Origin of the sequence: Stenotrophomonas sp., assembly GCF_036662295.1 — a bacterium.
Lineage (GTDB): Bacteria > Pseudomonadota > Gammaproteobacteria > Xanthomonadales > Xanthomonadaceae > Stenotrophomonas.
Map to the genome: position 1 here is coordinate 17,430 of NZ_JAVWXA010000031.1, position 25,543 is coordinate 42,972.

The 25,543-nt window shown below is 69.2% G+C and carries 22 protein-coding genes; 13 read left to right on the top strand and 9 right to left on the bottom strand.

Annotated elements, in window-relative coordinates:
- Nucleotides 1-170: 170 nt before the first annotated feature.
- Entirely contained in the window at nucleotides 171-2,882 is a 2,712-nt protein-coding gene (ppc, locus tag RSA25_RS08415) for a phosphoenolpyruvate carboxylase (RefSeq protein WP_332808461.1), read from the top strand.
- A gap of 162 nt (nucleotides 2,883-3,044) precedes the next feature.
- Here ppc and RSA25_RS08420 read toward each other — a convergent pair whose 3' ends face one another.
- The gene (locus tag RSA25_RS08420) at nucleotides 3,045-3,548 is read right to left on the bottom strand and encodes an acyl-CoA thioesterase (RefSeq protein WP_332808442.1); all 504 of its coding nucleotides are present in this window, start codon (nucleotides 3,546-3,548) and stop codon (nucleotides 3,045-3,047) included.
- 252 nt (nucleotides 3,549-3,800) lie between these two features.
- On the opposite strand from RSA25_RS08420, the gene RSA25_RS08425 reads away from it, so the two are divergent.
- Entirely contained in the window at nucleotides 3,801-4,763 is a 963-nt protein-coding gene (locus RSA25_RS08425) for a hypothetical protein (protein WP_332808443.1), read from the top strand.
- A 123-nt stretch (nucleotides 4,764-4,886) separates the two neighbouring features.
- Here the strand turns inward: RSA25_RS08425 and metK are convergent, their stop codons facing one another.
- Nucleotides 4,887-6,098, bottom strand: coding sequence for a methionine adenosyltransferase (metK, locus tag RSA25_RS08430; RefSeq protein WP_332808444.1), 1,212 nt, complete (start codon nucleotides 6,096-6,098; stop codon nucleotides 4,887-4,889).
- Between the two features lie 314 nt (nucleotides 6,099-6,412).
- Here metK and RSA25_RS08435 point away from each other — a divergent pair, with 314 nt between their 5' ends.
- Together RSA25_RS08435 and RSA25_RS08440 are read left to right on the top strand one after the other, a co-directional pair.
- Nucleotides 6,413-7,255 (top strand): UDP-2,3-diacylglucosamine diphosphatase, encoded by an 843-nt coding sequence (locus RSA25_RS08435; protein ID WP_332808445.1) that lies wholly within the window; start codon nucleotides 6,413-6,415, stop codon nucleotides 7,253-7,255.
- A 53-nt stretch (nucleotides 7,256-7,308) separates the two neighbouring features.
- The gene (locus RSA25_RS08440) at nucleotides 7,309-8,397 is read left to right on the top strand and encodes a metal-dependent hydrolase (protein WP_332808446.1); all 1,089 of its coding nucleotides are present in this window, start codon (nucleotides 7,309-7,311) and stop codon (nucleotides 8,395-8,397) included.
- Here RSA25_RS08440 and RSA25_RS08445 read toward each other — a convergent pair.
- Complete coding sequence (locus RSA25_RS08445; protein WP_332808447.1) at nucleotides 8,391-9,218, bottom strand: methyltransferase domain-containing protein; 828 nt, start codon at nucleotides 9,216-9,218, stop codon at nucleotides 8,391-8,393. The genes RSA25_RS08440 and RSA25_RS08445 overlap by 7 nt on opposite strands.
- Nucleotides 9,219-9,228: 10 nt before the next feature.
- The gene (dusB, locus tag RSA25_RS08450) at nucleotides 9,229-10,221 is read right to left on the bottom strand and encodes a tRNA dihydrouridine synthase DusB (RefSeq protein ID WP_332808448.1); all 993 of its coding nucleotides are present in this window, start codon (nucleotides 10,219-10,221) and stop codon (nucleotides 9,229-9,231) included.
- A 247-nt stretch (nucleotides 10,222-10,468) separates the two neighbouring features.
- On the opposite strand from dusB, the gene RSA25_RS08455 reads away from it, so the two are divergent.
- Nucleotides 10,469-10,702 carry a hypothetical protein gene (locus tag RSA25_RS08455; RefSeq protein ID WP_332808449.1) on the top strand — a complete coding sequence of 78 codons (234 nt, stop codon included), beginning with the start codon at nucleotides 10,469-10,471 and terminating at the stop codon, nucleotides 10,700-10,702.
- Nucleotides 10,703-10,864: 162 nt separating this feature from the next.
- On the opposite strand, the gene RSA25_RS08460 is transcribed toward RSA25_RS08455, so the two are convergent.
- Both RSA25_RS08460 and RSA25_RS08465 read right to left on the bottom strand, forming a co-directional pair.
- Nucleotides 10,865-11,830: a ribokinase gene (locus tag RSA25_RS08460; RefSeq protein ID WP_332808450.1), complete on the bottom strand. Its 966-nt coding sequence runs from the start codon at nucleotides 11,828-11,830 to the stop codon at nucleotides 10,865-10,867.
- A gap of 26 nt (nucleotides 11,831-11,856) precedes the next feature.
- On the bottom strand, nucleotides 11,857-13,155 hold the full coding sequence (locus RSA25_RS08465) for a nucleoside transporter C-terminal domain-containing protein (RefSeq protein WP_332808451.1): 1,299 nt from the start codon (nucleotides 13,153-13,155) through the stop codon (nucleotides 11,857-11,859).
- A gap of 193 nt (nucleotides 13,156-13,348) precedes the next feature.
- Between RSA25_RS08465 and RSA25_RS08470 the strand changes: the two genes are divergently transcribed.
- The 5 genes from RSA25_RS08470 to RSA25_RS08490 all read left to right on the top strand — a co-directional run bounded on the left by RSA25_RS08470 (nucleotide 13,349) and on the right by RSA25_RS08490 (nucleotide 18,782).
- A complete protein-coding gene (locus tag RSA25_RS08470; protein ID WP_332808452.1) occupies nucleotides 13,349-14,320 on the top strand; it encodes an aldo/keto reductase in 972 nt (323 codons plus the stop codon).
- A gap of 185 nt (nucleotides 14,321-14,505) precedes the next feature.
- The gene (locus RSA25_RS08475) at nucleotides 14,506-14,703 is read left to right on the top strand and encodes a hemin uptake protein HemP (protein ID WP_019182448.1); all 198 of its coding nucleotides are present in this window, start codon (nucleotides 14,506-14,508) and stop codon (nucleotides 14,701-14,703) included.
- 241 nt (nucleotides 14,704-14,944) lie between these two features.
- Nucleotides 14,945-17,170, top strand: a complete 2,226-nt coding sequence (locus RSA25_RS08480) for a TonB-dependent hemoglobin/transferrin/lactoferrin family receptor (RefSeq protein ID WP_332808453.1) — start codon at nucleotides 14,945-14,947, stop codon at nucleotides 17,168-17,170.
- 4 nt (nucleotides 17,171-17,174) lie between these two features.
- Nucleotides 17,175-17,771, top strand: coding sequence for a Hemin transport protein (locus RSA25_RS08485; RefSeq protein WP_332808454.1), 597 nt, complete (start codon nucleotides 17,175-17,177; stop codon nucleotides 17,769-17,771).
- A 69-nt stretch (nucleotides 17,772-17,840) separates the two neighbouring features.
- Nucleotides 17,841-18,782, top strand: a complete 942-nt coding sequence (locus RSA25_RS08490) for a DUF6607 family protein (protein ID WP_332808455.1) — start codon at nucleotides 17,841-17,843, stop codon at nucleotides 18,780-18,782.
- A gap of 106 nt (nucleotides 18,783-18,888) precedes the next feature.
- Here the strand turns inward: RSA25_RS08490 and RSA25_RS08495 are convergent, their stop codons facing one another.
- From RSA25_RS08495 to RSA25_RS08505, 3 genes are all read right to left on the bottom strand, one after another.
- Entirely contained in the window at nucleotides 18,889-19,242 is a 354-nt protein-coding gene (locus RSA25_RS08495; protein ID WP_332808456.1) for a DMT family protein, read from the bottom strand.
- A gap of 97 nt (nucleotides 19,243-19,339) precedes the next feature.
- Entirely contained in the window at nucleotides 19,340-21,826 is a 2,487-nt protein-coding gene (locus tag RSA25_RS08500; RefSeq protein WP_332808457.1) for an FtsX-like permease family protein, read from the bottom strand.
- On the bottom strand, nucleotides 21,823-22,425 hold the full coding sequence (locus RSA25_RS08505) for an ATP-binding cassette domain-containing protein (RefSeq protein ID WP_332808458.1): 603 nt from the start codon (nucleotides 22,423-22,425) through the stop codon (nucleotides 21,823-21,825). The genes RSA25_RS08500 and RSA25_RS08505 overlap by 4 nt, the downstream gene beginning before the upstream one ends.
- A gap of 120 nt (nucleotides 22,426-22,545) precedes the next feature.
- On the opposite strand from RSA25_RS08505, the gene RSA25_RS08510 reads away from it, so the two are divergent.
- From RSA25_RS08510 to RSA25_RS08520, 3 genes are all read left to right on the top strand, one after another.
- Complete coding sequence (locus RSA25_RS08510; RefSeq protein WP_332808459.1) at nucleotides 22,546-23,196, top strand: arylesterase; 651 nt, start codon at nucleotides 22,546-22,548, stop codon at nucleotides 23,194-23,196.
- 88 nt (nucleotides 23,197-23,284) lie between these two features.
- Entirely contained in the window at nucleotides 23,285-23,998 is a 714-nt protein-coding gene (locus RSA25_RS08515; protein WP_019182442.1) for a response regulator transcription factor, read from the top strand.
- A gap of 153 nt (nucleotides 23,999-24,151) precedes the next feature.
- The gene (locus RSA25_RS08520; RefSeq protein WP_332808460.1) at nucleotides 24,152-25,423 is read left to right on the top strand and encodes a HAMP domain-containing sensor histidine kinase; all 1,272 of its coding nucleotides are present in this window, start codon (nucleotides 24,152-24,154) and stop codon (nucleotides 25,421-25,423) included.
- The last annotated feature ends 120 nt before the right edge of the window (nucleotides 25,424-25,543 follow it).

Genomic DNA, 25,543 nt, shown 5'->3' on the forward strand with positions numbered 1-25,543 from the left:
GGAAAGGTTGGGGTGGGCCCGGCCGGGGCCGGGCCCCCCGGGGTCCCCAACACCCGGGACCGCGGCCCGGCGCCCGGCACTACCACATGTAACTATTTGCGCGACGCAGCATCGACGGCGATGTGGGGTAGGCTTGGGTGGATTCCGTTGCCAAGGCCCGTGCGTCGCCGATGAACGAATACCGCAGCAGCATCGTCTTTGCCACTCCCGATATCCCCCTGCGCGACGACGTGCGCCGACTCGGCGCCCTGGTCGGCGACCTGCTCGCCGAGCAGGTGTCCGCGCAGTTCTTCGATGACGTGGAACAGGTGCGTACGCGCGCCATCGCACGCCGCGAAAGCGACGCCCCGCTGTCCGACCTCAACGACGCCCTGGCCGACCTGCCGCCCGCGCGTGCGGAGGCGATGGTGCGTGCGTTCAGCACCTACTTCCAGGTGGTCAACATCGCCGAGCGCGTGCACCGCATCCGCCGCCGCCGCGACTACCAGCGTGCCGGCACCGCCGCGCCGCAGCCGGACGGGCTGCAGGATGCCCTGCACGCGCTGAAGGCGCAGGGCGTGACGTTGGATGAGTTGGCGCAGTGGCTGCCGCGCATCGACATCGAACCGGTGTTCACCGCCCACCCCACCGAAGCGGTGCGCCGCGCGCTGCTGGAGAAAGAGCAGCTGATGGTGGCCAGCCTGGTCGACAACCTCGATGGCCAGCGCACCCCCGGTGAAGCGGCCGCCGATGCCGCGCGCTTCCGCATGGCGCTCACCGCGTCCTGGCAGACCACCGACTCTTCGCCGGTGCGGCCGACCGTGGACGATGAGCGCGAGCACGTCGGCTTCTACCTGGTGCAGGTGCTGTACCGGGTGATCCCGGTGCTGTACGAATCGCTGCAGCAGGCCCTGCTCGACACCTACGGCCAGGACCTGCCGCTGCCGCGCCTGCTGCGGTTTGGCACGTGGGTGGGCGGGGACATGGACGGCAACCCCAACGTGGACGCCGGCACCATCCGGCATACCCTCGACGCGCAGCGCCAGGCGGTGCTGGGCCGCTACCAGAAGGACCTGCTGCAGCTGGCCAGCCTGCTCAGCCAGTCCACCGAGCGGGTCGCGGTGAGCGCGGCGCTGCAGGCCCGCGTGGCGCACTACACGCAGTTGCTGCCGCAGGTGACATCGCGGCCGCGCCACGCCGACATGCCCTATCGCCTGCTCAACGACCGCATGCGCGCGCGCATCCAGGCCACGCTGGACGACGCCGATGGCGCGTATGCCGCGCCCGCCGAGCTGGAGCACGACCTCCAGCTGATCCTGGACAGCCTGCACGCCAACAAGGGCGACCATGCCGGTGGCTTCGCGGTGCGCCGCCTGCTGTGGCGGGTACGCACCTTCGGCTTCCACCTGGCACGGCTGGATGTGCGCCAGGAATCGAGCGTGCACGGCCGTGCGCTGGCCAGCGTGCTCGATGGCCAGGCGGCCTGGGACGGTGCCGATGCGGTCGCCCGCGCGGCCCGGCTCGCCCCCTTCGCCAGCGGTGAACAGGCGTTGCCGGCCAGCACCGAAGACGGCGGCAAGCGCCTGGATGCGGTATTTGCCGCGCTGGCCGACGCGCGCCGCCGCCACGGCGCCGACGCCCTGGGCAGCTACATCATCTCCATGGCGCACGACCGCAGCGACGTGCTCGCGGTGCTGGCGTTGGCGCGGCGTGGCGGCCTGTTGGACGAGGCCGGCGCGGTGCCGCTGGACATCGCCCCGCTGTTCGAGACCGTGGATGACCTCAAGCGCGGCACCGACACCCTGCGCGACCTGCTGGCCGACCCGGTCTATCGCGCGCACCTGGCCGCCCGCGGCGATGTGCAGATGGTGATGCTGGGCTACTCGGACAGCGGCAAGGACGGTGGCATCGCCGCCTCGCGCTGGGGCCTGCAACGCGCCCAGGTCGAACTGCTGGAGGTGGCCGCCGAGTCCGGCCTGCGCCTGACCTTCTTCCATGGGCGTGGCGGTTCGATCAGCCGCGGCGGTGGCAAGACCACCCACGCGGTGGATGCGTCGCCGCGCGGCAGCATCGATGGCCGCCTGCGCGTGACCGAGCAGGGCGAGGTGATCCATCGCAAGTACGGCATCCGCGCGCTGGCGCTGCGCTCGCTGGAGCAGTCCACCGGCGCGGTGCTGCGCTCCAGCCTGCGCCCGCGTGCACCGGAGCCGCGCGAGGAGCAGTGGCGCCCGGTGATGGACCTGGTGGCGGAGAAGAGTGCCGACGCCTACCGCGCCTTCGTCGGCCAGCAGGACTTCATGGCGTACTTCCGCCAGGCCACCCCGATCGACGTGATCGAGCGGATGACGCTTGGCTCGCGCCCCTCGCGTCGCCTCGGCGAAGACGCGGCGCTGTCCAACCTGCGCGCCATCCCGTGGGTATTCGCCTGGAGCCAGGCGCGCGCGGTGATCCCGGGCTGGTATGGCGTGGGCAGTGGCCTGCAGGCGGCGATCGACGCCGGGCACGCGGCCACCCTGAAGGAGATGGCGCGCGACTGGCCGTTCTTCAGCACGTTCCTGGACGACATCGCGATGGTGTTGTCCAAGGGCGATCTCACCATCGCCGAACAGTTCTCGCAGTTGTCCGGCCCGTTACACGCCACGTTCTTCCCGCAGATCGAGCGCGAACTGGCGCTCACCGAACGGCAGATCCTGGCATTGACCGGCCAGGACGAACTGCTCCAGCACGACCAGCGCCTGGCCCTGTCGATCCGCCTGCGCAACCCCTACATCGACCCGATCAGCGTGCTGCAGGTAGACCTGTTGCGGCGCTGGCGGGCCAGTGGCGGCGAAGACGACGAGGTGCTGCGCGCGCTGGTGGCCTGCGTCAACGGCGTCTCGCAGGGCGTGCAGAACACGGGTTGACCGGGTAGTGCCGGCCGCTGGCCGGCAACGCGGGATGGCGGCACCGGGCATCGTTGTCTGCGCGCGATCCTGCGCGGTCGCGCTGCCGGCCAGCGGCCGGCACTACCGGTGCCGGATGATACGGGTGTCCCGTACCGACCAACGGTCGGTACCTGCCGCTGCCTATTCGGGCGACGGCGGGTTGGAGGCCAGCAGCTCCAGGTGGCGCTGCTCCATTTCCTCGCGCAGCTGGCGGCGGATCAGGGCGGCCGCGTGGCGGCGGCGTTCGTCGCTGGTTTCCAGTTGCAGCGGCGGCACGGCGGTGGGCTTGCCGTCCTCGTCCACGGCCACCATGGTGAAGAAGCAGCTGTTGGCGTGGCGCACGCTGCGCTTGAGGATGTCCTCGGCCACCACCTTGACTCCGATTTCCATCGAGGAGGTGCCGGTGTAGTTGACCGAGGCCAGGAAGGTGACCAGCTCGCCGACCGCGATCGGCTGGCGGAACATCACCTGGTCCACCGACAGGGTGACCACGTAGCGGCCCGCATAGCGGCTGGCGCAGGCATAGGCGACCTGGTCGAGCAGGCGCAGCACCGCCCCGCCGTGGACCTTGCCGGAGAAATTGGCCATGTCCGGGGACATCAGCACGGTCATGGACAGCTGGTGGATTTTCAGTCCGGTCGTCATGCGCCGATTGTACCGGGTGATGGACGTCGGCATCGTCCTGTCCCTCTGGTGGCTTAAGCCCATCGTCCGTACCCTCGCACGCCATCCGAGCCCGGCCTTGAAGGCGGCATCTTCTGTCGATTGAAATATGGAAGCGGCCAACACTGGATCTAGCTACCGTGGCACCGCATCCCACATCGAAGGCGCTTGAATCGGGCCTCTGATCGGGTGAGCCAACCTGACCCTTGAGCCCGTTTGGAGCTGACAGCGCACATGAAAATTGAACCCGCCCTTGCGCACCCCGGGATGATCCCCGTGAGCGTAAGGTCAATGAATGCCGATCAATTGGTGGATCGCTGTTTCAGTCAGAAAATCACCTTCATCAGAAACCAGGAGATACCACCACGCCGGGCGCCCAATGATAACGCTAAGCGCATTGAGGTATCCGCAACGCTGCGAAGCATCATGAACACTGTCGATGAGGTCAATGGGCTGACGCGGAAACTCTTTCCGTTGGGTGCTGCCAATCAGATTGGCGACGTCATCACATGTGGCGGGAGGTCCCTGATGAACTACAGGGAGGGCAGCAGCCTCCTCCCGTGCGATTATCCGCCGGAGAAAAGATTCTCTCTGCAGTACGGTACTGACCGCGTCAACGACATCATAAGGTCCGGTACCGGAGTTTGTGATGACTTCGCGAAGGTGGCGGCCAGGCTTCTCGCCCGCAGAGTTGCGAGCGAGCCCGTCTCCATCGCCGGCGCCAGCACGCCCGACGGAAATGCGGGTCACGCATTCGTCGTGGTGGGCGACCATCGGGAAACCAATGATGCCGTTGTCTGCGACCCATGGGTTGCATTGCCTTCCGCGCATCCAATCACACACAGTACGTTGATCGATCACGCGAGCATCAGGATTGGGCACACGTATCCACCCGGATCGACGATCGACGGCCTGGATGATCTGGCATTCGATCCTGCCCGCACGTTTGCGGATGACGTTGTGCCTCATTTCAGTACACCGTTGACCCTCCCGGACGGGGTGAAGGTAAGGGTGCCAGATGCTCTCGATAACATCTGGAATCATACGCGTAGCAATGATCCAGCTCTGACATTCTTCAGCAGGGACGTTGATCCAGTGGAATCGGCATTTACACCTGACTACCACGCCAATGTGGCTGCAGTGCAAGGTCTTGTGAATGGCGCGGCATTCGAGAACGGAAGGTTCCAGTTGCGGTGATAACGCGACGGGCCGCTTTCGCGGCCCGTCTTTGCCTCTTCAATCATTGCCGCGCCGCGCGCGGCCAGCCGGGCATGGCCCGGCTCTACCCGTAAGAAAAGGGCCGCTTTCGCGGCCCATTTCTTACTTCAGCTTCGCGTCCGCGCGCAGGGCGGCTGCGCGGTCGGTCTTCTCCCAGGAGAAGGCGGTCGCGTTGACGGTCTCGCCAGCGGCGTTGAGGTAGCTGAAGTCCTTCGGCTTGCGGCCGAAGTGGCCGTAGGCGGCGGTCTGCTGGTACATCGGGTGGATCAGGTCCAGCATCTTGATGATGCCGTACGGGCGCAGGTCGAAATGCTTGCGGATCAGCTTCTCGATCTTGTCGTCGCTGATCTTGCCGGTGCCGAAGGTGGTGACCGAGATCGAGGTCGGCTCGGCCACGCCGATGGCGTAGGAGACCTGCACTTCGCAACGGTCGGCCAGGCCGGCCGCCACCACGTTCTTGGCGACGTAGCGGGCAGCGTAGGCGGCCGAACGGTCCACCTTGGACGGATCCTTGCCCGAGAACGCACCACCACCGTGACGGGCCCAGCCGCCGTAGGTGTCCACGATGATCTTGCGGCCGGTCAGGCCGCAGTCGCCCACCGGGCCGCCGATCTCGAACTTGCCGGTCGGGTTGATGTGGAACTTGGTGCCCTTGTGCAGCCACTTGGCCGGCAGCACCGGCTTGATGATCTCTTCGCGGACGGCCTCGATGAGGTCCTTCTGCTTCACGCCCGGGGCGTGCTGGGTGGACAGCACCACCGCGTCGATGGCGGCCACTTCGCCGTTTTCATAGCGCAGGGTGACCTGGCTCTTGGCATCCGGGCGCAGCCAGGACAGCGGCGAGTTCTTCTTCTTGCGGATCTTGGCCTGCTGCTCCACCAGACGGTGGGACAGGTGGATCGCCGCCGGCATGAAGCTGTCGGTCTCGTTGGTGGCATAGCCGAACATCAGGCCCTGGTCGCCGGCGCCCATTTCTTCGGGCTTCTTGCGGTCAACGCCCTGGGCGATGTGCGGGGACTGCTTGCCGATCAGGTTCAGCACGCCGCAGGTGGCGCCGTCGAAGCCGACGTCGGAGCTGTCATAGCCGATGTCCAGGATCACCTTGCGGGTCAAGGCTTCCAGGTCGATCCAGGCGCTGGTGGTGATTTCACCGGCCACGATCGCAACGCCGGTCTTGACCATGGTCTCGCAGGCCACGCGGGCGCGCTGGTCCTGGGCAAGGATCGCGTCCAGCACCGCATCGGAGATCTGGTCGGCAATCTTGTCCGGATGGCCTTCGGAGACCGATTCGGAGGTGAACAGGTAGCTGGACATCAGGCGTAATATCCTTTGATTCGGATGGAAAGATGGGCGCGAATGATACACGGCAAGTCGCGCTGTTGCATTGTGCGCCCCCCGCAGTTGCCCGTGGTTAAGTTCGCGTGCCCGTCGCAGGGCCCGGTGTGACGGGATTGGGGGCCAGCGTCGTCGCCCAGTGTTCCACCGGCGTGACAGTGGCGGCCGGGGCCCGCACCCCGAGCGGCGGGCAAGGCGCAGCGGTCATCGGGCTGTCGCCTGCCTGCCATCGGCCTGCCTTGCGCCGGGCGCAGGCTCCGCCCAACCGGCCGCCGGGCCGTGGGGAGCAGGCCATGCAGCCGCAGCAGCAGCGCCATCCAGAACCACCGGGCCCGCCCGCCGTAACGCGGCTGCGCCCGCATCGGCGCGCGGTCTTCCTCTCCGACGTGCACCTGGGTTCGCGGCATTGCCACGCCGCCGAGCTGGCGCGGTTCCTGGCCGACCTGCGCTGCGAGCGCCTGTACCTGGTGGGCGACATCATCGACCTGTGGTGGATGGCCCATCGCCGGGCAAGCTGGGGGCCGGCGCAGGGCGCGGTGATCCAGGCGCTGCACGCGCTGCGCGCGGCCGGCACGGAGATCATCTACATCCCCGGCAACCACGATGCCTCGCTGCGCCAGGTGTGCGGGCTGATGCTGCCGGCCATGCAGGTGCGCCGCCGCGCGATCCACGTGACCGCCGACGGGCGCCGGCTGCTGGTCGCCCATGGCGACGACTACGATGGCATCACCCATTTCGGCGGGTTGCAGGAGCGCTTCGGCGACTGGCTGTACTACCGCATCCTCACCGGCAACCACCTGCTCAACGCGCTGCGCCGCCGGCTGGGGCAGCGCTACTGGTCGCTGTCGGCCTTCCTCAAGCAGCGCTCGGCGGCGGCCGAGCGTTACATCGAGCGGTTCGTGCAGGCCGGGCTGGACGATGTGCGCCGGCGCGGGCTGGACGGCATCGTCTGCGGGCACATCCATCGGGCCGCGCTGGTCGAACGCGACGGCCTGGTGTATGCCAATGACGGGGACTGGGTGGAGAGCCTGACCGCACTGGCCGAAGACCCCAACGGCAGCCTGCGCCTGCTCGACCACCACGGCCAGACGCTGGCGCTGTTGCCGGGTGCGGCAGGCCTGGCCCGGGCCGCCTGAACGCGCTGCGCCGCCGCTGCCGCGCGAACCGGTGCGGCTGCTAGCATCGGCCGATGGACTCCTTTACCCAGATCGTACTGGGCGGCGCGGTCGCCGCCGCCATCGCCCCCGCGGGCCACCGCCGCGCCGCCCTGCTGGCCGGTGCCGCGCTGGGCACCCTGCCGGACCTGGACGCGCTGCTGCTGGGCCTCACCGCCGCCGATCCGGTGGCGCTGATGACCGAACACCGCAGTTACAGCCACTCGCTGCTGGTGCTGCCGTGGGTGGCGGCGCTGATCTGGTGGCTGTTCAAACGCTTCGGCCACGGCCGGGTGGCGCAGGCGCCGACGCGCTGGTTCTGGGCGATCCTGCTGGCGCTGGTCACCCACCCGCTGCTGGATGCGTTCACCGTGTACGGCACCCAGCTGTGGTGGCCGCTCACCCCGTCGCCGGCCATGTGGTCCAGCGTCTTCATCATCGACCCGCTGTATACCGTGTGGCTGCTGATCGCCTGCGTGGTGGCCTGGTTCGCACGCACCCGTCCGCTGGCCCAGCGCGCGCTGGTGGCCGGGCTGGTCCTCAGCTGCGGTTACCTGGGCTGGTCGCAGCTGGCCAAGCACCATGTGGAGCGCGAGGCCGACCGCGCCCTGGCCGCGATGGGCCTGGCCGATGCGCCGCGTTTCTCGGTGGCGATGCCCTTCAACACGCTGCTTTGGCAGGTGGTGGCGATGACGCCCAGCGGCTATGTGATCGGCGAGCGCTCGCTGGTCGCCGACCGCGGCCCGATGACCTTCCAGGGCTATCCCTCCAACGTGCAGGCGCTGCGCCAGGCCGCGACGGTGCCGGCGGTACAGCGCCTGACCTGGTTCAACCGCGGCTTCATGCGCGCCCGGGTCGTCGATGGCCAGCTGCAGCTCAGTGACCTGCGCATGGGCCTGGAGCCGGATTACACCTTCACCTTTGCCGTGGCCCGCGCCGAAAGCCAGGGCTGGGCCGCGATGCCCCCGCAGCAGCTGCGCCCGGCCTACGAGGGCGAACAGGGCAGGGCGCTGGTCAAGCGCCGGTTCGCGGCGATGTGGCAACGCATCTGGCACGCCCCGGCCAGCCCGGGCGGCATCGCGCCGACCGTCGGCCAGGCAGCCGGTGCCGCGCCGGGTCAGTAGACCGTGGCGCGCGCCTGCACGAAGGAGAAGAAGAACACCGCGTTGGGGTCGTTCTGGACCAGGCTGAACTCGCGGCGCATGCCGTCCACCGTCGCCTGGTCCACCAGCCCGGCCTCCAGCAGCGGCTCGGCCGCCGACAGCAGCAGCTGTTCCCAGAACGCGATCATGGTCTTGCGCCGGGCCGGCTCGCGGTTGTCCAGGTGGATGGTCTTGATCTCGGTATGCACGTCGCGGAAACCGCCGGCCAGCAGCAGGTTGCCCAGCTTGGCGCCCACGAACGGGTCGCCGCCGTGGTCGTACTGGAAGTCGTTGAAGGCCATCCAGTAGCGCCAGATGTGCGGCGAGTAGGGGTCGAGCAGGAAGGAGGCGTTCATCACCTCGGTGATGTAGACCGGCGAGCCCGGGGCCAGCACCCGGCGGACCTCGCTGAGCACCCGCGCCGGGGAGGGCACGTGTTCCAGCACCCAGCACAGGAAGGCCGAATCGAACTCGCGCGGCCCGAACGGCAGGTTGCCGGCGTCGGCCTGCAGCAGGGTGTAGCGCTGGCTGCACCAGGGGGTCTTTTCCAGGTTGCCGCGCGCGGTATCCAGCTGGGCCTGGCTCAGGTCCACGCCAGTGACGTGCAGCTCCGGGAAGCGGCGCAGCAGGATCTCGGTCTGCGCGCCCACGCCGCTGCCCACTTCCAGCAGGCGCTGGGCGCCGCCGTAGTCGATGCCGCTGAAGATGCTCGATTCGAACAGGCGGGCCTGGGTGACCAGGCGGTGCTGCTCGGTGCTGGAGAAGCCGTGCAGGTAGGTGGGCGAGGCGATCGGCGGGGTCATGGCGGCAGGCTCAGGCAGCGGTGGACAGCGGCTCGCCGGCGGCGAGCGCGTTGAAATAGTCGGTGGTCAGCGCGATCTGCCCGGCGGCATCGTCGGCGCGGTTGACCACCGCGCGGAAGGCCGCGTTCTCGGGGCGATCCTTGGCATACCAGCCCAGGTGCTTGCGCGCGATGCGCACGCCCTGCGGCTCGCCATAGAAGGCGTGCAGCGCATGCAGGTGGCCGAGCAGCAGGTCGCGCACTTCTTCCAGCGACGGCGGCGCCAGCAGCTCGCCGGTGGCCAGGTAGTGCGCCACCTCGCGGAAGATCCACGGGCGCCCCTGGGCGGCGCGGCCGATCATCACCGCATCCACGCCGGTCACCGCCAGCACGTGCGCGGCCTTCTGCGGCGAGTCGATATCGCCATTGGCGAGCACGGGGATGCGCAGCGCGGCCTTGATCGCGGCGATGGTCTCGTACTCGGCCTGGCCGGTGTAATGCTGGTCGCGGGTGCGCCCGTGCACGGCCAGCGCGGCGATGCCGCTGTCCTCGGCGATGCGGGCGATGCGCGGGCCGTTGCGGTGGTCGCAATCCCAGCCGGTGCGGATCTTCAGCGTGACCGGCACGTCCACCGCACCGACCACGGCGCTGAGGATGCGCGCGACCAGGTCCTCGTCGCGCATCAGCGCCGAGCCGGCCCAGGCGTTGCACACCTTCTTGGCCGGGCAGCCCATGTTGATGTCGATGATCTGCGCGCCGTGGTCCACGTTGTAGCGCGCGGCCTCGGCCAGCTGCTGCGGCTCGGTGCCGGCGATCTGCACGCTGATCGGGGCCGGCTCGCCGTCGTGGTCCATGCGGTGCACGGATTTGCGGGTGGTCCAGAAGCGCGGGTCGGAGATGGTCATCTCCGAGGCAGCCAGGCCCGCGCCGAGCCGTTTGCACAGCAGGCGGAAGGGCTTGTCGGTGACACCGGCCATGGGCGCCAGCACGACATTGGGCTGGATCTTGTAGGGGCCAATCTGCATGGCTGCATTGTAGTGCCGGCCGCCGGCCGGCAACCACGCGCCGACGCCCGCGCCGGTCCGGGGCTCAGGCCGATCCGGAAGGGGCTGATGCGCTTCGGTCATGAGCATATGCTTGACCCTTGGTTCCGCCGCCCCCAGTGGCGGTGAATGCTGGGCGGTTACCGGGGGCATTGGGTGGCGTGGGATCCGGACGTTCTGCCAGGAGGCAACGTGGGCGATGCGCATTTTCTGCGGGGTGAGTGGGGCGATGTCGGCGCTTCTGCTGCTGGCGACGGTGGTGCTGGCCAGCCGGGCCAGTGCGGGGCCGTCGATGAGCGCGCTGGCCGGGGTGTTCATGCTGGGGGCCGCGGCGGCGGTGGCCTGCCTCGGTGGCGGCGCCTGTAGCGGCCGCCGCAAGGCTACGCTGGCAGGCGTGGGCCTGGCCGCCACGTATGCGGGGCTGGCGGTGTGCTTTCTTGCCGGGTTGGGGACCGTGCGCTGACCGGCCCATGCAGAAGGGGGCACCCCCACCCTGTGCGACCAGGCCGGCACTCGCAGGGCTTCATACGCCGCAACGGCAGAATTCCGAAGACGAGCGGAAACCATGAAAAAAGCCGACGCAAGGCGCCGGCTTTCTCGGGTGTTGCCACCGCTGCGCCGTCGATCAGGCGATCGCGGCGTCGGCCGGGGTGAAGTGCGGCATCGCCACGGCGGCGCCTTCCTTCTCGGTGGAGCGGCCGGCGAACTGGTTGGCAAAGCGCACGTGGCGGATGAAGGCGGCGTCGCCGTCCTGCGCCATCGACGCGCACAGCGCCCCGTTGAACGCATCGCCGGCACCGGTGGTGTCCAGCACCTGCACCTGTTCGGCGCCCACGCGGTAGTACGGCTGGGTGTCGCCGCGCAGGTTCTCCTCGGCATGCGAGACGAACACGCCCACCGCGCCCAGCGTCACCACCACCGTCCCGTTGCCCACCAGCTTGCGGCACAGCGCATGCAGGCTGGCGCCGTCCAGCGCGGCCACGTCGTCGGCATCCACGCGTTCGCCCACATGGCGGCCGAGCAGGGCGGCGAACTCGGTCTCGTTGGGGGTCAGCACGTCGGCCAGCTTCAGCAGCCCGATGCTGGAGGGGGCGTCGGCCGGGGCCGCGTTGAGCACGGTGGTGGCACCGGCCTCGCGGGCCAGGGCCAGCGCGGCTTCGATGGTTTCCACCGGCGATTCCAGCTGCGCCAGCACCACCTTGGCCTCGCCCAGCAGCGCGCGCTGGGTCTGCACGAAGTCCACGCTCAGCGCGGCGTTGGCGCCCGGGCCGATCACGATGGTGTTGCGGCCGCGGGCATCCACGTAGATGCCACCGGTACCGGTCGGCTCGCCGCTGGCTTCGGCGGTCAGCGCGAAGCCGTCCTGCTCGGCCAGGCCACGCGCCATCGCGCCGCCGGCGTCATCGCCCAGCGCGCACAGGAACGTGGTCTCCGCGCCGGCGCGGCGGGCCGCCACGGCCTGGTTGAACCCCTTGCCGCCGGGGCCGGTGCTGTAGCGCCCGGCGATGGTCGCACCCGGGGCCGGGAGCGACTCGCAACGCCACACATGATCCACGTTGAAGGAACCCACGACGACGACACTGCTACTCATAAAGACGGTTTCTCGAAGAACGGATATCAGCTGAAATGCGTCAGCACGCCGGCAATGGTCGCCGTCATGAACGTGGCGATGGTACCGCCCAGCACCGCCCGCAGGCCGAACTTGGCCAGGTCGTGGCGACGCTCCGGGGCCAGCCCACCAATACCACCGATCTGGATGGCGATCGAGCTGAAGTTGGCAAACCCGCACAGCGCGTAGGTGGCGATCAGGCGGCCCTCGTCGGAAAGCGACACGCCCGGCACCTGGCCGTTCACGATTTCCGACAGTTTGGAATACGCCACGAACTCGTTGATGACCACCTTCTGGCCGATCAGCGAACCCACCGTGGTGGCATCGGCCCACGGGGTGCCGATCACCCAGGCGATCGGGGCCAGCACGTAGCCGAAGATCGTGGACAGGTCGGTCGGGCGGCCGATCATGGCCTGCAGGCCGGTGATTTCACCCAGCCAGGTCAGCGGGGCGTTGAGCAGCGCGATCAGGGCGATGAAGGCCAGCAGCATCGCGCCGATGTTCAGGGCCAGCTTGAGGCCGTCGCCGGCGCCGGCCGCGGCCGCGTCGATGATGTTGCTGGAGGTCTTCTCCACTTCCATCTTGACCGTGCCGCGGGTCAGCGGGGTGCCGGTCTCGGGCACCAGCAGCTTGGCCACCACCAGGGTCGCCGGGGCGGCCATGATGCTGGCGGCCAGCAGGTGCTTGGCGTAGAAGGCCTGCTGCACCGGGTCGCTGCCGCCGAGCATGCCCACGTAGGCGGCCAGCACGCCGCCGGCGATGTGCGCCATGCCGCCGATCATCATGGTGATCAGCTCGGACTGGGTCATCTTGGCGATGTACGGGCGCACGGTCAGCGGCGCCTCGGTCTGGCCGATGAAGACGCTGGCGCAGACGCTGGTGGTTTCCGCACCGGACACGCGCATCACCTTGGTGATCGCCCAGGCCATGCCGCGCACGATCGCCTGCATCACGTTGAGGTGGTACATGACCCCCATCAGCGCCGAGAAGAAGATGATCGTCGGCAGCACCTGGAAGGCGAAGATGAAACCGAACTTGCTGGTGTCCATCAGGCTGCCGAAGATGAAGCCGGAGCCTTCGTTGACGAAGCTCAGGATCCTGACGAAGCCCTTGCCCAGCGCGTCGAACACATCGCGGCCACCGGGCACCAGCAGCACCACCGCGGCGAACGCGATCTGCAGGGCGATCCCGGTCACCACCAGGCGCCAGTCCACGGCGCGCTTGTTGTTCGAGAACAGCCAGGCGATGCCGATCAGCACTGCCAACCCGAACAGGCCGAAGCCAATCCTGCCCAAACCTTCGACCATGAGACGTCCCTTAGGGGTGCGGCGAAAAACGGGAAGCCTATAGCGGTGGCAGGGGCGGAGCAAGGAAAAGCGGCGTCCACGGGCCGATCGGCCGTGATCGGGCAAGGATCCACGGGGGTTGCGGCCTGCCGCCGGCTACACTGGGCGGCATCGTTCCGGCCCGGATGCGGGCCTGCAGCAAAGGAGAATCCCCATGCAATACCGGCGTCTTGGATCCACCGGCCTGAAGCTGTCGGCCTTGTCCTTCGGGGCCTGGGTCACCTTCGGCGACCAGATCGGCCGCGATGAGGCCCGCAACCTGATCGCCAGCGCCTGGGACCACGGGATCAACTTCTTCGACAACGCCGAGGGCTACGCGCGCGGCCGCGCCGAGCAGGTGATGGGCGATGTGATCGCCGACCTGCGCCTGCCGCGTGACGGCTTCTGCGTGTCCAGCAAGGTGTTCTTCGGCGCCGTGGACGAGCCGCGCCCGACCCAGCACGGCCTGTCGCGCAAGCATGTCACCGACGCCTGCCACGCCGCCCTCAAGCGCCTGCGGGTGGACTACCTGGACCTTTATTACTGCCATCGCCCGGACCCGGACACCCCCATCGCCGAGACCGTGCAGGCCATGGACACCCTGATCCGCCAGGGCAAGGTGCTGTACTGGGGCACCTCGGAGTGGTCGGCCGCGCAGCTGCAGGAGGCGGTGGCCATTGCCCGCGCCCAGCACCTGCACCTGCCCTCGATGGAGCAGCCGCAGTACAACCTGCTGCACCGTGAGCGCGTGGAGCGCGAGTACGCCCCGCTGTACGCCGACCCCGGCCTGGGCACCACGATCTGGTCGCCGCTGGCCTCCGGGCTGCTCACCGGCAAGTACAACGACGGCGTGGACCCCCACTCGCGGCTGGGCCAGAGCCAGCTGGGCTGGCTCAAGGAGCAGGTGCTGGGCGACCCGGCGGGTGCCCGCCTGGACAGCGTGCGCCGCTACACCGCGCTGGCCGCCGGCCTGGGCGTGTCCCCGGCGCAGCTGGCCATCGCCTGGTGCCTGCGCAATCCCCACGTCTCCAGCGTGATCCTCGGCGCCAGCCGGGTGGGGCAGCTGGAAGAGAACCTCGGTGCGCTGGCGGTGCTCGACCAGTTGGACGAGGCGGCCTGGCAGCAGGTCGAAGCGGTGTTCGCCTGACCGCAGCGGTGCGGGGCCGGCCGGGGGCCGGCTCCCACCCGCCCGGTACCTGCGCCTTCGCGATAGACAGGACCAATAGAAATAAAGAAACCAATCATCAATTCCATCAATCAAGTTGAGAATGGTTGTTGATTGTCAACTGAGAATCATTATCATTTGACTCGCCCCTCGCACGAGTCCAGACAATGAACACTCAAGCTGCTGTACTGCTGCGCCCCGAAACGCTGACCCTCCGCGACCGCCCGGTGCGCGTGGTCCCGCCGGAAGAAGTGATCGACAGCGAAGCCCTGCTCAAGGGCCGCCGCGAAATCCTGATCCAGCACGGCGACCGCTTCTATCGCCTGCGTCATACCAGCAACGACAAGCTCATCCTGACCAAGTAGTACCGGCCGCTGGCCGGCTGCCCGCGACATCGGCCGCTGGCCGGCCGCTCCGCGTGCCGGTCGCCCGCCGCCGTCCATCGGCCGCCGGCGCCGTTGCTGTCTGTCCACGCGGACCTGTGCCTCCGCCCGGGCCCGCCGCCTGGTCCACCGCTCTCTCCCCCTCGACGCTTCGCCTGCGACCCCGGTCGAGGGCGTTGGTCGGGGGTCTCCTTCCGCGCCCAGCCGATTGCCGCCCATCCTCATGAAGATCCGTTCCAATGCCCTGAGCGCCGCCTTGTGGCTGGCGCTGCCGATGGCCGCCCACGCCGCCGCCGATGCCGCGCCCGACGCGCGCGAGTTCGACCGCGTGCAGGTCACTGCCACCCGCACCGAGCGTGCGCTGAGCGACGTGGCCGCCACCGTCGATGTGATCGACCGCGAGCAGCTCGACGACCACCTGGTGCGCGACATCAAGGACCTGGTCCGCTACGAGCCGGGCATCTCGGTGACCAGCAGCCCGGCCCGCTTCGGCCTGGGCGGCTTCCGCATCCGCGGCCTGGACGGCAACCGCGTGCTGATCCAGACCGATGGCATCGCCATGCCCAAGGCCTTCGCCATCGGCAGCTTCTCCGACGCCAACCGCAACTTCACCGACCTGGAGACGCTCAAGCGGGTCGAGATCGTGCGCGGCCCGGCCAGCGCGCTGTATGGCTCGGACGCGCTCGGTGGCGTGGTCGCCTTCGTCACCAAGGACCCGGCCGACTACCTCAAGGACGGCAAGGACAGCCACGTCGGCCTGAAGTTCGGCTATGACGGGCAGTGGCAGGGCCTGTTTGGAGGCCTGACCACCGCCTTCGGCGGCGACCGCTGGAGCGGCATGGTCAACGTCAACCATCGCCAGGGCCAGGAAACCGAAAGCATGGGCACGGTGCGCAGCAGCGACAGCCGCCGCACCGCCGCCAACCCGCAGGACCGCGATGGCCGCAGCGTGCTGGCCAAGCTGCTGTTCGCGCCGGATGCGACCCAGCGCCTGCGCCTGACCGTGGACGCCAACGAAGACAGCGTGGACACCAACGTGCTGTCCTCCATCACCCCGGCCACCGCGCTGCCGCCGGCGGCCACCGCCACCACCTCGATGCAGGCGCGCGACCACCAGACCCGCGCCCGGCTGTCGCTGGCCCACGAAATGGACGCGGTCGGCATGGGCTTCGCCGACAGCCTGTCCTGGCAGGTCTACCGCCAGGACAGCGAGACCACCCAGCGCACCCACGAAGGCCGTGGCAACGGCAGCACCCGCCACCGCGAGTTCAACTTCGACCAGCGCGTCCATGGCGTCCAGGCGGCCTTCCACAAGGCCCTGCAGACCGGCGCGGTGGAGCACGCCCTGACCTATGGCCTGGACGGCACCTGGACCGAGACGCGCCAGAAGCGCGACGGCTACCAGGTCCTGGCCAACGGCCAGACCAGCACCACGATCCTGCCCGACGCCTTCCCGGTGCGTGATTTCCCGATCACCAAAACCACCGAGCTGGGCCTGTACGTGCAGGACGAAATGCGCTTTGCCGACGGTCGCCTGTCGCTGGTGCCGGGCGTGCGCGTGGACCACTACGAACTGCGCCCGGACGTGGACGGCATCTTCGCCGAGGACAACCCCGGCGTGGCCGTGTCCGACCTCACCAAGACCAGCGTTTCGCCCAAGCTGGGCATGGTCTGGCGCTTTGCCGACCAGTGGTCGCTGTTTGCCGGCTACGCCCACGGCTTCCGCTCGCCGCCCTACAACGACGTCAACCTCGGCTTCACCAACGTGGCCTTCGGCTACACCGCCATCCCCAACCCGGACCTCAAGCCGGAAACCAGCGATGGCCTGGAACTGGGCGTGCGCTTCCTCAGCCCGGCCGCCTACGTCAGCGTGAGCGGCTACTACAACGACTACAAGGACTTCATCGAGTCCCAGCGCCAAGTCGGCATCAACAGCCAGGGCCTGATCGTGTTCCAGTCGCAGAACGTGGCCGACGCGGAAATCTACGGCGCCGAGCTCAAGGCCGGGGTCGATTTCGGCCAGCTCAGCAGCACGCTGGACGGCTGGTCGTTGAACAGCTCGGTGGCGTGGTCGCGTGGCCAGAACAAGACCGAAGACGTGCCGCTGGCCTCCATCGACCCGCTGCGCGGTACCGTCGGCATCGCCTTCGACCGCGAGCGCTGGGGCGTGGAACTGGCTGGCACCTTCGCCAAGCGCAAGGACCGCCTGCCGCCGTCGGCCGGCGCCAGCCCGTCCTTCGCACCGGCCGGGTACGGCGTGCTGGACCTGATGGCGCACTGGGACTTCGCGCCCGGGGCCAAGCTCAACGTCGGCGTGTTCAACCTCGGCGACCGCAGCTACATCGATTACGCGGCGATCACCACCGCGCTGGCCACCAACAGCAGCGTGATCGACCGCTTTACCAACCCCGGCCGCACCGTGTCGGCCAATCTCTCCGTGAGCTGGTAGCCCCATGAGCCGCGCCCTGTCCGCTTTGCGATCGACCGACCGGGCGCTGTATCCCGGTCGCCTTCCCACCGCGCGGCAGCTGGCGTCGCTGGGCACCGTGCTGTGCCTGTACCGCCCGGAAAGCAGCGAGCTGGGCGGCTGGAAACATGCCGTCGCCGCCCATGCCTGCCAGGGCATGGACAGCGAAGGCATCCGCGAAAGCCTGTGCTTCGTGGACGCGCGCGGCCGCTGCTGCTGGCGGCTGTACCTGCTGCCGGACAGCGATTTCCTGGCCTGGGACCGCCTGGTCTCTGCGTTCCCGGCCCGTCCCGAACCGGCCAACGACGGCGGCGTGGCCGAGCGCCTGTGGCGGCGCCTGGCCACCCGGCTGGGTGCCGAGCCGTGGCGCATGTGCGCACTGCGCCTGCACGCCGGCGACGGCCAGGGGCTGTCGGCCAGCCTGGCCTCGCTGTCGGCGCTGGGCGCCAGCGCGGCACGGCGCATCGCCCACGTGGAAGGCGCCGATGGCGAGCTGTGGATCGACGACTGCTGCTGTGCCTCGGCCGTGCGCCTGGCCCTGCCGCCGCGCGACCCCGCCCACGCACCGCTGATCCGCCTCTGATCTCCCCGGAACCCCGTTGGCCAGGGATGGCCGCATGACCCAGAACGCCCCTCCTGAAGGAACCGCCAGATGAAACTCCAGACAGCCAGTGCGTGGCTGCTGCTCGCCAGCAGCGGCATCGTCCACGCCCAGCCCTCCAGCCTGCAGCGTGACCACGACAGCATCGTGGCGATGAAGGGCGAATACGTGGTCGACTTCGCCTTCGACGAAACCGTGCTGCTCAAGCCCGGCTACGAGCGCGCCCCGGCCGTGCGCAGCGGCGGCAACGAAGTGGTGATCGTGGTCGAAGACACGCCCACGCGCGTGGTGCTGCAGCACCTGCTGGTGGACCCCAAGAGCGGCCATGTGACCAAGCACTGGCGCCAGGACTGGGTCCATGAGGCGCCCACCCGCTTCGAATTCAGCGCCGACCAGACCTGGCAGGTGCGCGCCATTCCCGCGGCGGTCAATGCCGGCGCGTGGACCCAGTGCGTCTACGAAGTCAGCGATGCGCCGCGTTACTGCGGCACCGGCAAGTGGGCCTACGACAACGGCGTGGCCACCTGGACCAGCGACCTGAGCTGGCGCCCGCTGCCGCGCCGCGAATACACCCGCCGCAGCGACTACAACGCGCTGGCCGTGGTCAACCGGCACACGCGCACGCCCAACGGGTGGACCCACGAGCAGTTCAACACCAAGATCCTGCGCAATGCCGACGGCAGCCAGCAGGAGATCGCGCGCGAGTTCGGCTTCAACGACTACAACAAGACCACCGAAGTCGACTTCAAGCCCGCCTACGATTACTGGACCGCCACCGCCGGCTATTGGGCCAAGGTGCGCCAGCGCTGGGACGGCTTCCTCGGCCAGGCCCCGGGCGTGCACCTGAAGACCAAGCTGGACGGCATGGCCATGATCATCCCGCTGTTCACCCAGGCCCAGGACCTGCAGGACGGCAAGCCGGTCAAGGACGCCGACATCGACGCGGTCTTCAGGCAGTGGGTGGAAAAGGCCCCGGCCGACCCCCGCCGCTGACCCAAGGGTAGCGCCACGCCATGCGTGGCTGCCCTTCGCCGACCCACCCGTCGCCAACGGCCCAACCGACCCACGGTCGGTTGCTGCCGCATCGCGCCCGTCGGCCTCATTCCTTGAACATCAACAACGCCGCCACCAGGATCAACCCGAAGGCGGCGTAGTGGTTCCATTTCAGCGGCTGGTCCAGGTACACCGCCGAGAACACCGCAAACACCACCAGCGTGATCACCTCCTGCATGCCCTTCAGCTGCGGCGCCGAATACACCGCGCTGCCGAGCCGGTTGCCGGGCACCTGCAGGCAGTATTCGAAGAACGCGATGCCCCAGCTGACCAGGATCACCGTCATCAGCGGCGCGCTCTTGTACTTCAGGTGCCCATACCAGGCCACGGTCATGAAGATGTTGCTGCCCAACAGCAGCAACACCGGGTAGAGGTAAGCAGTGAACGACGTGCCGGGCATCCGGGCGGTCTCATCAGGGCAGGGGCGCGCAGCATAGCGCCGCACGCCCCGCCACCGTGTCAGTGCGGCCTGAACGCCGCACTGCCGCCGTTGCCCCTCACACCTCGCGCAGCGCCAGCGCCGGCGGCGTGTGCAGGATCCGCCGCGTGCCCCACCAGCCGGCCAGCATGCTCAGGGCCATGCCCAGCGCGCCCCCGGCCAGCAGCGGGCCCCACGGCGGGCTCAGCGTCAGCTCGAACACCTGCCGTGCCACCACGCTGCCCAGCAGCGCCGCGGTGCCCACCGCCAGCAGCGCGGCCAGCAGCCCCAGCGCCCCGAACTCCACCAGCACCGCGCCGCGCAGCTGCGTGCGGGTGGCGCCCAGCGTGCGCAGCACCGCACTGTCGTAGCGGCGCTCGCCGGCCGTGGCCTGCAGGGCGGCCAACAGCACCAGCAACCCGGCCAGCAGGCTGAAGCCCATCACCAGCTGCACCGCCTGGGTCACCCGGTCCACCACCTCGCGCACCCGCTGCAGGATCCCGTCGATGTCCAGCAGCGAAATGTTGGGCTGCTCGCGGGTCAGCGCCGCCAGCTGCGGGGCCTGCGCGCGCGGCAGGTGGAAGGCGGTGATCAGGTTGTACGGCGCATCGCCCACCGCGCCCTCGTTGAGCAGCAGGAAGAAGTTGACCCGGAACGAATCCCAGTCGGCCTTGCGGATGCTGGTCACCGTGAAGCGACGTTGCTGGTCGCCCATCTGCAGGGTCACCGTGTCGCCCAGCTTCATGCCATAGCGCTCGGCCCAGCCCTGCTCGATGGAGGCTTCGGCCGCGGTGCTGTCGGCGGCCCAGTAGCGGCCATCCAGCAGCGTGTTGGCCTGCGGGAAGTCGTGCCGCCAGGAGAAATTGACCGGGCGGTTGGCATCGTCATCCTCGTTGCTGTTGTCCTCGCGCTGCTGCCGCTGCGGCGGGCGGTCGTTGACCGCAAGCAGGCGCCCGGTACTGAACGGCTCGATCGACGGGGCCACCACGCCCAGGCCCTGCAGCGTGGCCAGGACGGTCGCGCGCTGTTCGGGCTGGATGTTCATCAGGAAGTAGTTGGGGGTATCCACCGGCAGGCGGTCGCGCCACTGGGCCAGCAGCCCCGGTCCGATCACCGACAGCAGCAACAGGGCGCACAGCGACAGCGACAGGCCCACCAGCTGCATCACCGCCAGCCCGCGGCGGCGCGTCAGCGCGGCCAGGCCCAGCTTCCAGCGCCCGCGCAGGCGCGGCTGCAGCCCGCGCAGCAACCACAGCAGCAACGCGCCCAGCGCCCCGGCCAGGGCCGCCAGCGCGGCCAGGCCGCCCAGCACCCACGCGGCCAGCTTCACATCGCCGGTGGCCTGCACGGTCAGCGCCACCGTGGCCGCCAGCGCGGCCAGGTAGACCAGCAGCGAACTCGGCGGCATCGCCGCAAAGCTGCGGTTGAGCACGCGCATCGGCGGCACGCGGCGCAGCCGCAGCAGCGGCGGCAGGCCGAAACCCAGCAGCAGCACCAGCCCGATCCCGGCCCCGCTCAGCGCCGGGGTGGCCTGCGGCAACGGCAGCCGATCGGGGATCAACCCGCCCAGCGCCTGCACCAGCCCGGCCTGGGCGGCCATGCCCAGCCCGATCCCGACCAGGCACGCCGGCACCGCCAGCATCACCAGCTGCAGCGCCATGGCCGTGAGGATGTCGCGTTGGCGTGCGCCCAGGCAGCGCAGGATGGCGACCTGGTCGATCCGCCGCAGCGCGAAGCGGTTGGCCGCCAGCGCGGTGGCCACGCCGGCCAGCAGCACCGCCAGCAACGCGGCCAGCGACAGGAAGCGGCCGGCCAGGTCGAAGGCCCCGCGCACCCCGCGCTGGGTGTCGGCGATGCCGACCAGCCGATAGCCTTTGGCCTGCGGGGCCAGCCAGGTACGGAAGTCGGCGATGGCCGCCGGCGCACCGGCGAACATCATCCGGTAGGACGCGCGGCTGCCCGGCCCGAGCAGGCCGGCGGCCTCCACGTCGGCGCGGTTGACCAGCAGCGGCGGCGACAGCTGCATCAGCTCGCCGGAGGTGTCCGGCTCGGCCTGCAGCACGCGGCTGATGGTCAGCTGGCCGGCGCCGAATTCCAGCGCGTCGCCCACCTTCAGGCCCAGCGCCTGCATCAGCCGCGGATCGGCATAGGCCTGGCCGGGCGGCGGCGTGGTGGCGGTTTCCTCGGCGCCGCCCTGCAGCTGGCGGCTCACCCGCAGCTGGCCGCGCAGCGGATAGCCGTCGCTGACCGCCTTGATGTTGGCCATCTGGCTGGCCTCGCCATGGAACAGCACGCTGGGGAAGCTCACCATGCGGGTGCTGGCCAGGCCACGGGCGCGGGCGGCCTCGGCAAAGGCGGTCGGGATGTCCTCGCGCGCGTTGAGGCCCAGGTCGCCGCCGAGCATCTCCGCCGCGCTGCCGGTCAGGGCCAGGGTCACCCGGTTGACCAGCGTCCCCACTGCGGTCATCACCGCCACGCCCAGTACCAGCGCGGCAAACACGGTCAGCAGGTCGCCGGCCAGGAACTCGCGGCGCAGCGCGCGCGCGGCATGCTTGACGACATTCATGCGGGCACGCCGGCCGCGTTGTCCACCAGCCGCCCGCCGTCCAGGCGGTAGACGCGCTCGCACCGCTGGGCCAGCCGCAGGTCGTGGGTCACCAGCACCAGGGTGGTATCGCTGGTGGCGTTCAGCGCGAACAGCAGGTCGCTGATCTGCTGCCCGGTGGCCTGGTCCAGGCTGCCGGTGGGTTCATCGGCAAACAGGATGCGCGGCCGGGCCACGAACGCACGCGCCAGGGCCACGCGCTGCTGCTCGCCACCGGACAACTGGCGCGGGTAGTGCCGCGCGCGGTGCGTCAGCCCCACCTGCTCGAGCACCTCGCGCACGCGCGCCGGGTCTTCGCGGCCGGCCAGTTCCAGCGGCAGGGCGATGTTTTCCTCGGCGGTCAGTGCCGGCAGCAGGTGGAAACTCTGGAACACGAAGCCCACCTCGCGCGCGCGCAGCTGGGCGCGGGCTTCCTCGTCGAGCGTGTTGAGGTCCGCCCCGGCCAGGGCGATCTGCCCGCGCGAGGGCAGGTCCAGCCCGGCCAGCAGGCCGAGCAGGGTGGTCTTGCCCGAACCGGAGGCGCCGACGATGGCGATGCTCTCGCCTTCATGGACGGTCATGCCAATGTTGTCCAGTATGTGGACTTCACCCTCCGGGCCACGCGCGGATTTGCCCACATCAGTGGCGGCGATGGCGACGGGCGCGCTGCGGGGGGACAGGCTGTCGATGAGGATTCTCCAATGTACGCAACGATGGGAAAGGGACGCGCGGCCCCGATGGTGTGGCTGCTGGCATGGTTGCTGCTGCTGCCGGCGCTGGCGTGTGCCAAAGGTGCCGACACGCGCGCGGCGGTGCTGGTGGTGGGGGACAGCCTCAGTGCCGCCCACAATATCCCGGCCGAATCCGGCTGGGTGAACCTGCTTCAGCAACGGGTTAGGCAACAGGTCAAGCCCGCCCCGGCGATCATCAACGCCAGCATCAGCGGGGAGACCAGCGCCGGCGCGCTCACGCGGCTGCCGGCCCTGCTGGCCAAACATCGCCCCTCGGTGGTGGTGATCGAGCTGGGCGGCAACGATGCCCTGCGCGGGCTCAACCCGGCGCAGCTGCGCGGCAACCTGGAAAAGATGATCGTCTCCAGCCAGAAGGCCGGCGCCAAGGTGCTGCTGCTGGGCATCGACGTGCCGCCCAACTACGGCCCGGCCTACCGCCAGCGGCTCAAGGAGGTCTACACCGGCCTGGCCCGCCAGTACGACGCGGCGCTGCTGCCGTTCCTGCTGGACGGCGTGGCCCTGCAACCCACGCTGATGCAGTCCGACGGCCTGCACCCCACCGCCGCGGCCCAGCCGCGGGTGCTGGACAACGTCTGGCCGCACCTCAAGCCGCTGCTCTGACGGGATGTTGATCGGGATGTGCGCGGCTTCACACCGCGTCCACCGACGATACGGCATGTTTCACAAAGCTGAAGAAAAAGGGACTCCCATGCGTCAGACAAAGGAGACCTCCGGCCTGGTGCTGGTGGTCGAGGACAACCGCAATATCTCCGAGATGATCGGTGAGTATCTGGAAGGCCGTGGGTTCGAGGTCGACTACGCCCAGGACGGGTTGGACGGCTATCGGCTGGCGGCGGAAAACAGTTATGACGTGGTGGTGCTGGACCTGATGCTGCCGCGACTGGACGGCATCGAAGTCTGCCGCCGGCTGCGCAACGACGCCCGCAAGTCCACGCCGGTGCTGATGCTGACCGCGCGCGACACGCTCGATGACAAGCTCACCGGGCTTGGCTTCGGCGCCGATGACTACCTCACCAAGCCCTTCGCGATCCAGGAGCTGGAAGCACGCCTGCGTGCCCTGATCCGCCGCGAACGTCGCCAGGTGGGGTCGGAAGTGCTCAAGGTCGCCGACCTGGTGCTGGACCCGGTGAGCATGCGTGCCACCCGCGCCGGGACCGAGCTGCAGCTGTCCCCGATCGGGCTGCGCCTGCTGACCATCCTGATGCGCGAATCGCCCCGCGTGGTGACCCGCCAGGAGATCGAACGCGAGATCTGGGGCAATGGCCTGCCGGACTCGGATACCCTGCGCAGCCACCTGTACAACCTGCGCAAGATCATCGACAAGCCGTTCGACCGGCCGCTGCTGCACACCGTGCAGAGCGCCGGCTATCGCATTGCCGATATCGCCCAGCCGATGAGCTGATGCGCATCGCCGTGGCACGCGCATGAGGGAACGGGTCCTGCGGGGCCCGAAACGAGACGACGACCCGGTGCTTGCCGGGTCGTTGTCGTTTTTTGCACGATGGAATCACGGCGCGTTTTCCTATAATCGCGGCGAACCGCCCTGGACCCCGTAATGCCGCACGGTCTGCCGCGCAAGATACGCATTGTCTTCATCCTCCAAGCCGTGCTGGCGAGCCTGGGCATCCTGCTGGGCGCCTGGCTGGTGTCGCTGGTGATCAAGCACAGCCTGGTCAGCAGCGCGCTGAAGGAGGAGGCGGCCTACTACTGGCAGCTTTACGATGCCTCGCCGATGCAGCCGCCGCCGAACACGCAGAACGTCCGCGGCTACCTGCTGGAAACCGGGCGCTCGCCGCTGAGCCTGCCGCCCAACCTGCGCGCGCTGCCCGCGGGCTTCCACGAATTGAAGGCCGACGACCAGCTGGTGCTGGTGGACGTGCGCCCGGAAGGGCGGCTGTACCTGGTGTTCCTGCGCTCGCGGGCGGAGATGCTGGCCTTCTGGTTCGGGATCGTGCCGGTGCTGCTCACGCTGCTGGCGGTGTACGGGGTCACCTGGATCACCTACCGGGCCAGCAAACGGCTGGTGTCGCCGGTGAACTGGCTGGCGCGGCGGGTGTCGCGCTGGAACCCCGGGCACCCGGAGGCGGCCGACCTGGCCCCGGACAAGTTGCCGGCGGACATGCAGGGCGAGACCCGGCAGCTGGCGGCCGCGCTGCATTCGCTGGCCACGCGGGTGACCGCGCACGTGGCGCGCGAGCGCAACTTCACCCGCGACGCCAGCCATGAGCTGCGCACGCCGCTGACGGTGATCCGGGTGGCGAGCGACATGGCGTTGGGCGATGCGGAGCTGCCACCGCGGCTGCGGCGCAGCCTGAACCGTATCCAGCGCGCCGGCCGTGACATGGAGGCGGTGATCGATGCGTTCCTGATCCTGGCGCGCGAGGCGGACGTGGAGCCGCAGATCGAGCTGTTCGACGTGAACGAGATCGTGCGCTACGAAGTGGACAACGCGCGCGAGCTGCTGGCCGGGCGGCCGGTGGAGATTTTCCTGCACAGCGCCGGGCCGGTGCAGTTGCACGCGCCGCCACGGGTGTTGCAGGTGGTGGTGAGCAACCTGTTGCGCAACGCGTGCAGCTATACCGACGAAGGGCGCATCGACGTGGATGTGCTGGAGGACCGGGTGGTGGTGCGCGACACGGGCATCGGGATGTCGGCCGAGGCGCTGGGGCGGGCCTTCGAGCCGTTCTACCGGGCCGAGCCGACGCGGCCGCAGGGCACGGGGCTGGGGCTGTCGATCGTGCGGCGGTTGTGCGACCGGTTCGGGTGGAAGGTGAGCCTGGGCAGTGAGCCGGGGGTGGGGACGCAGGCGTCGGTTGCTTATCGGTGACGGGGTTTTAGAGCAACGGCAACGGCTTGGCGATTCTCTGTCCGGTGGCTGGGTCGGGGGGGGTGGGGTGGGGGGGCCCCCCGGGTACCCCGCCCAAGGGGGGGGCGAACGCCACACAAG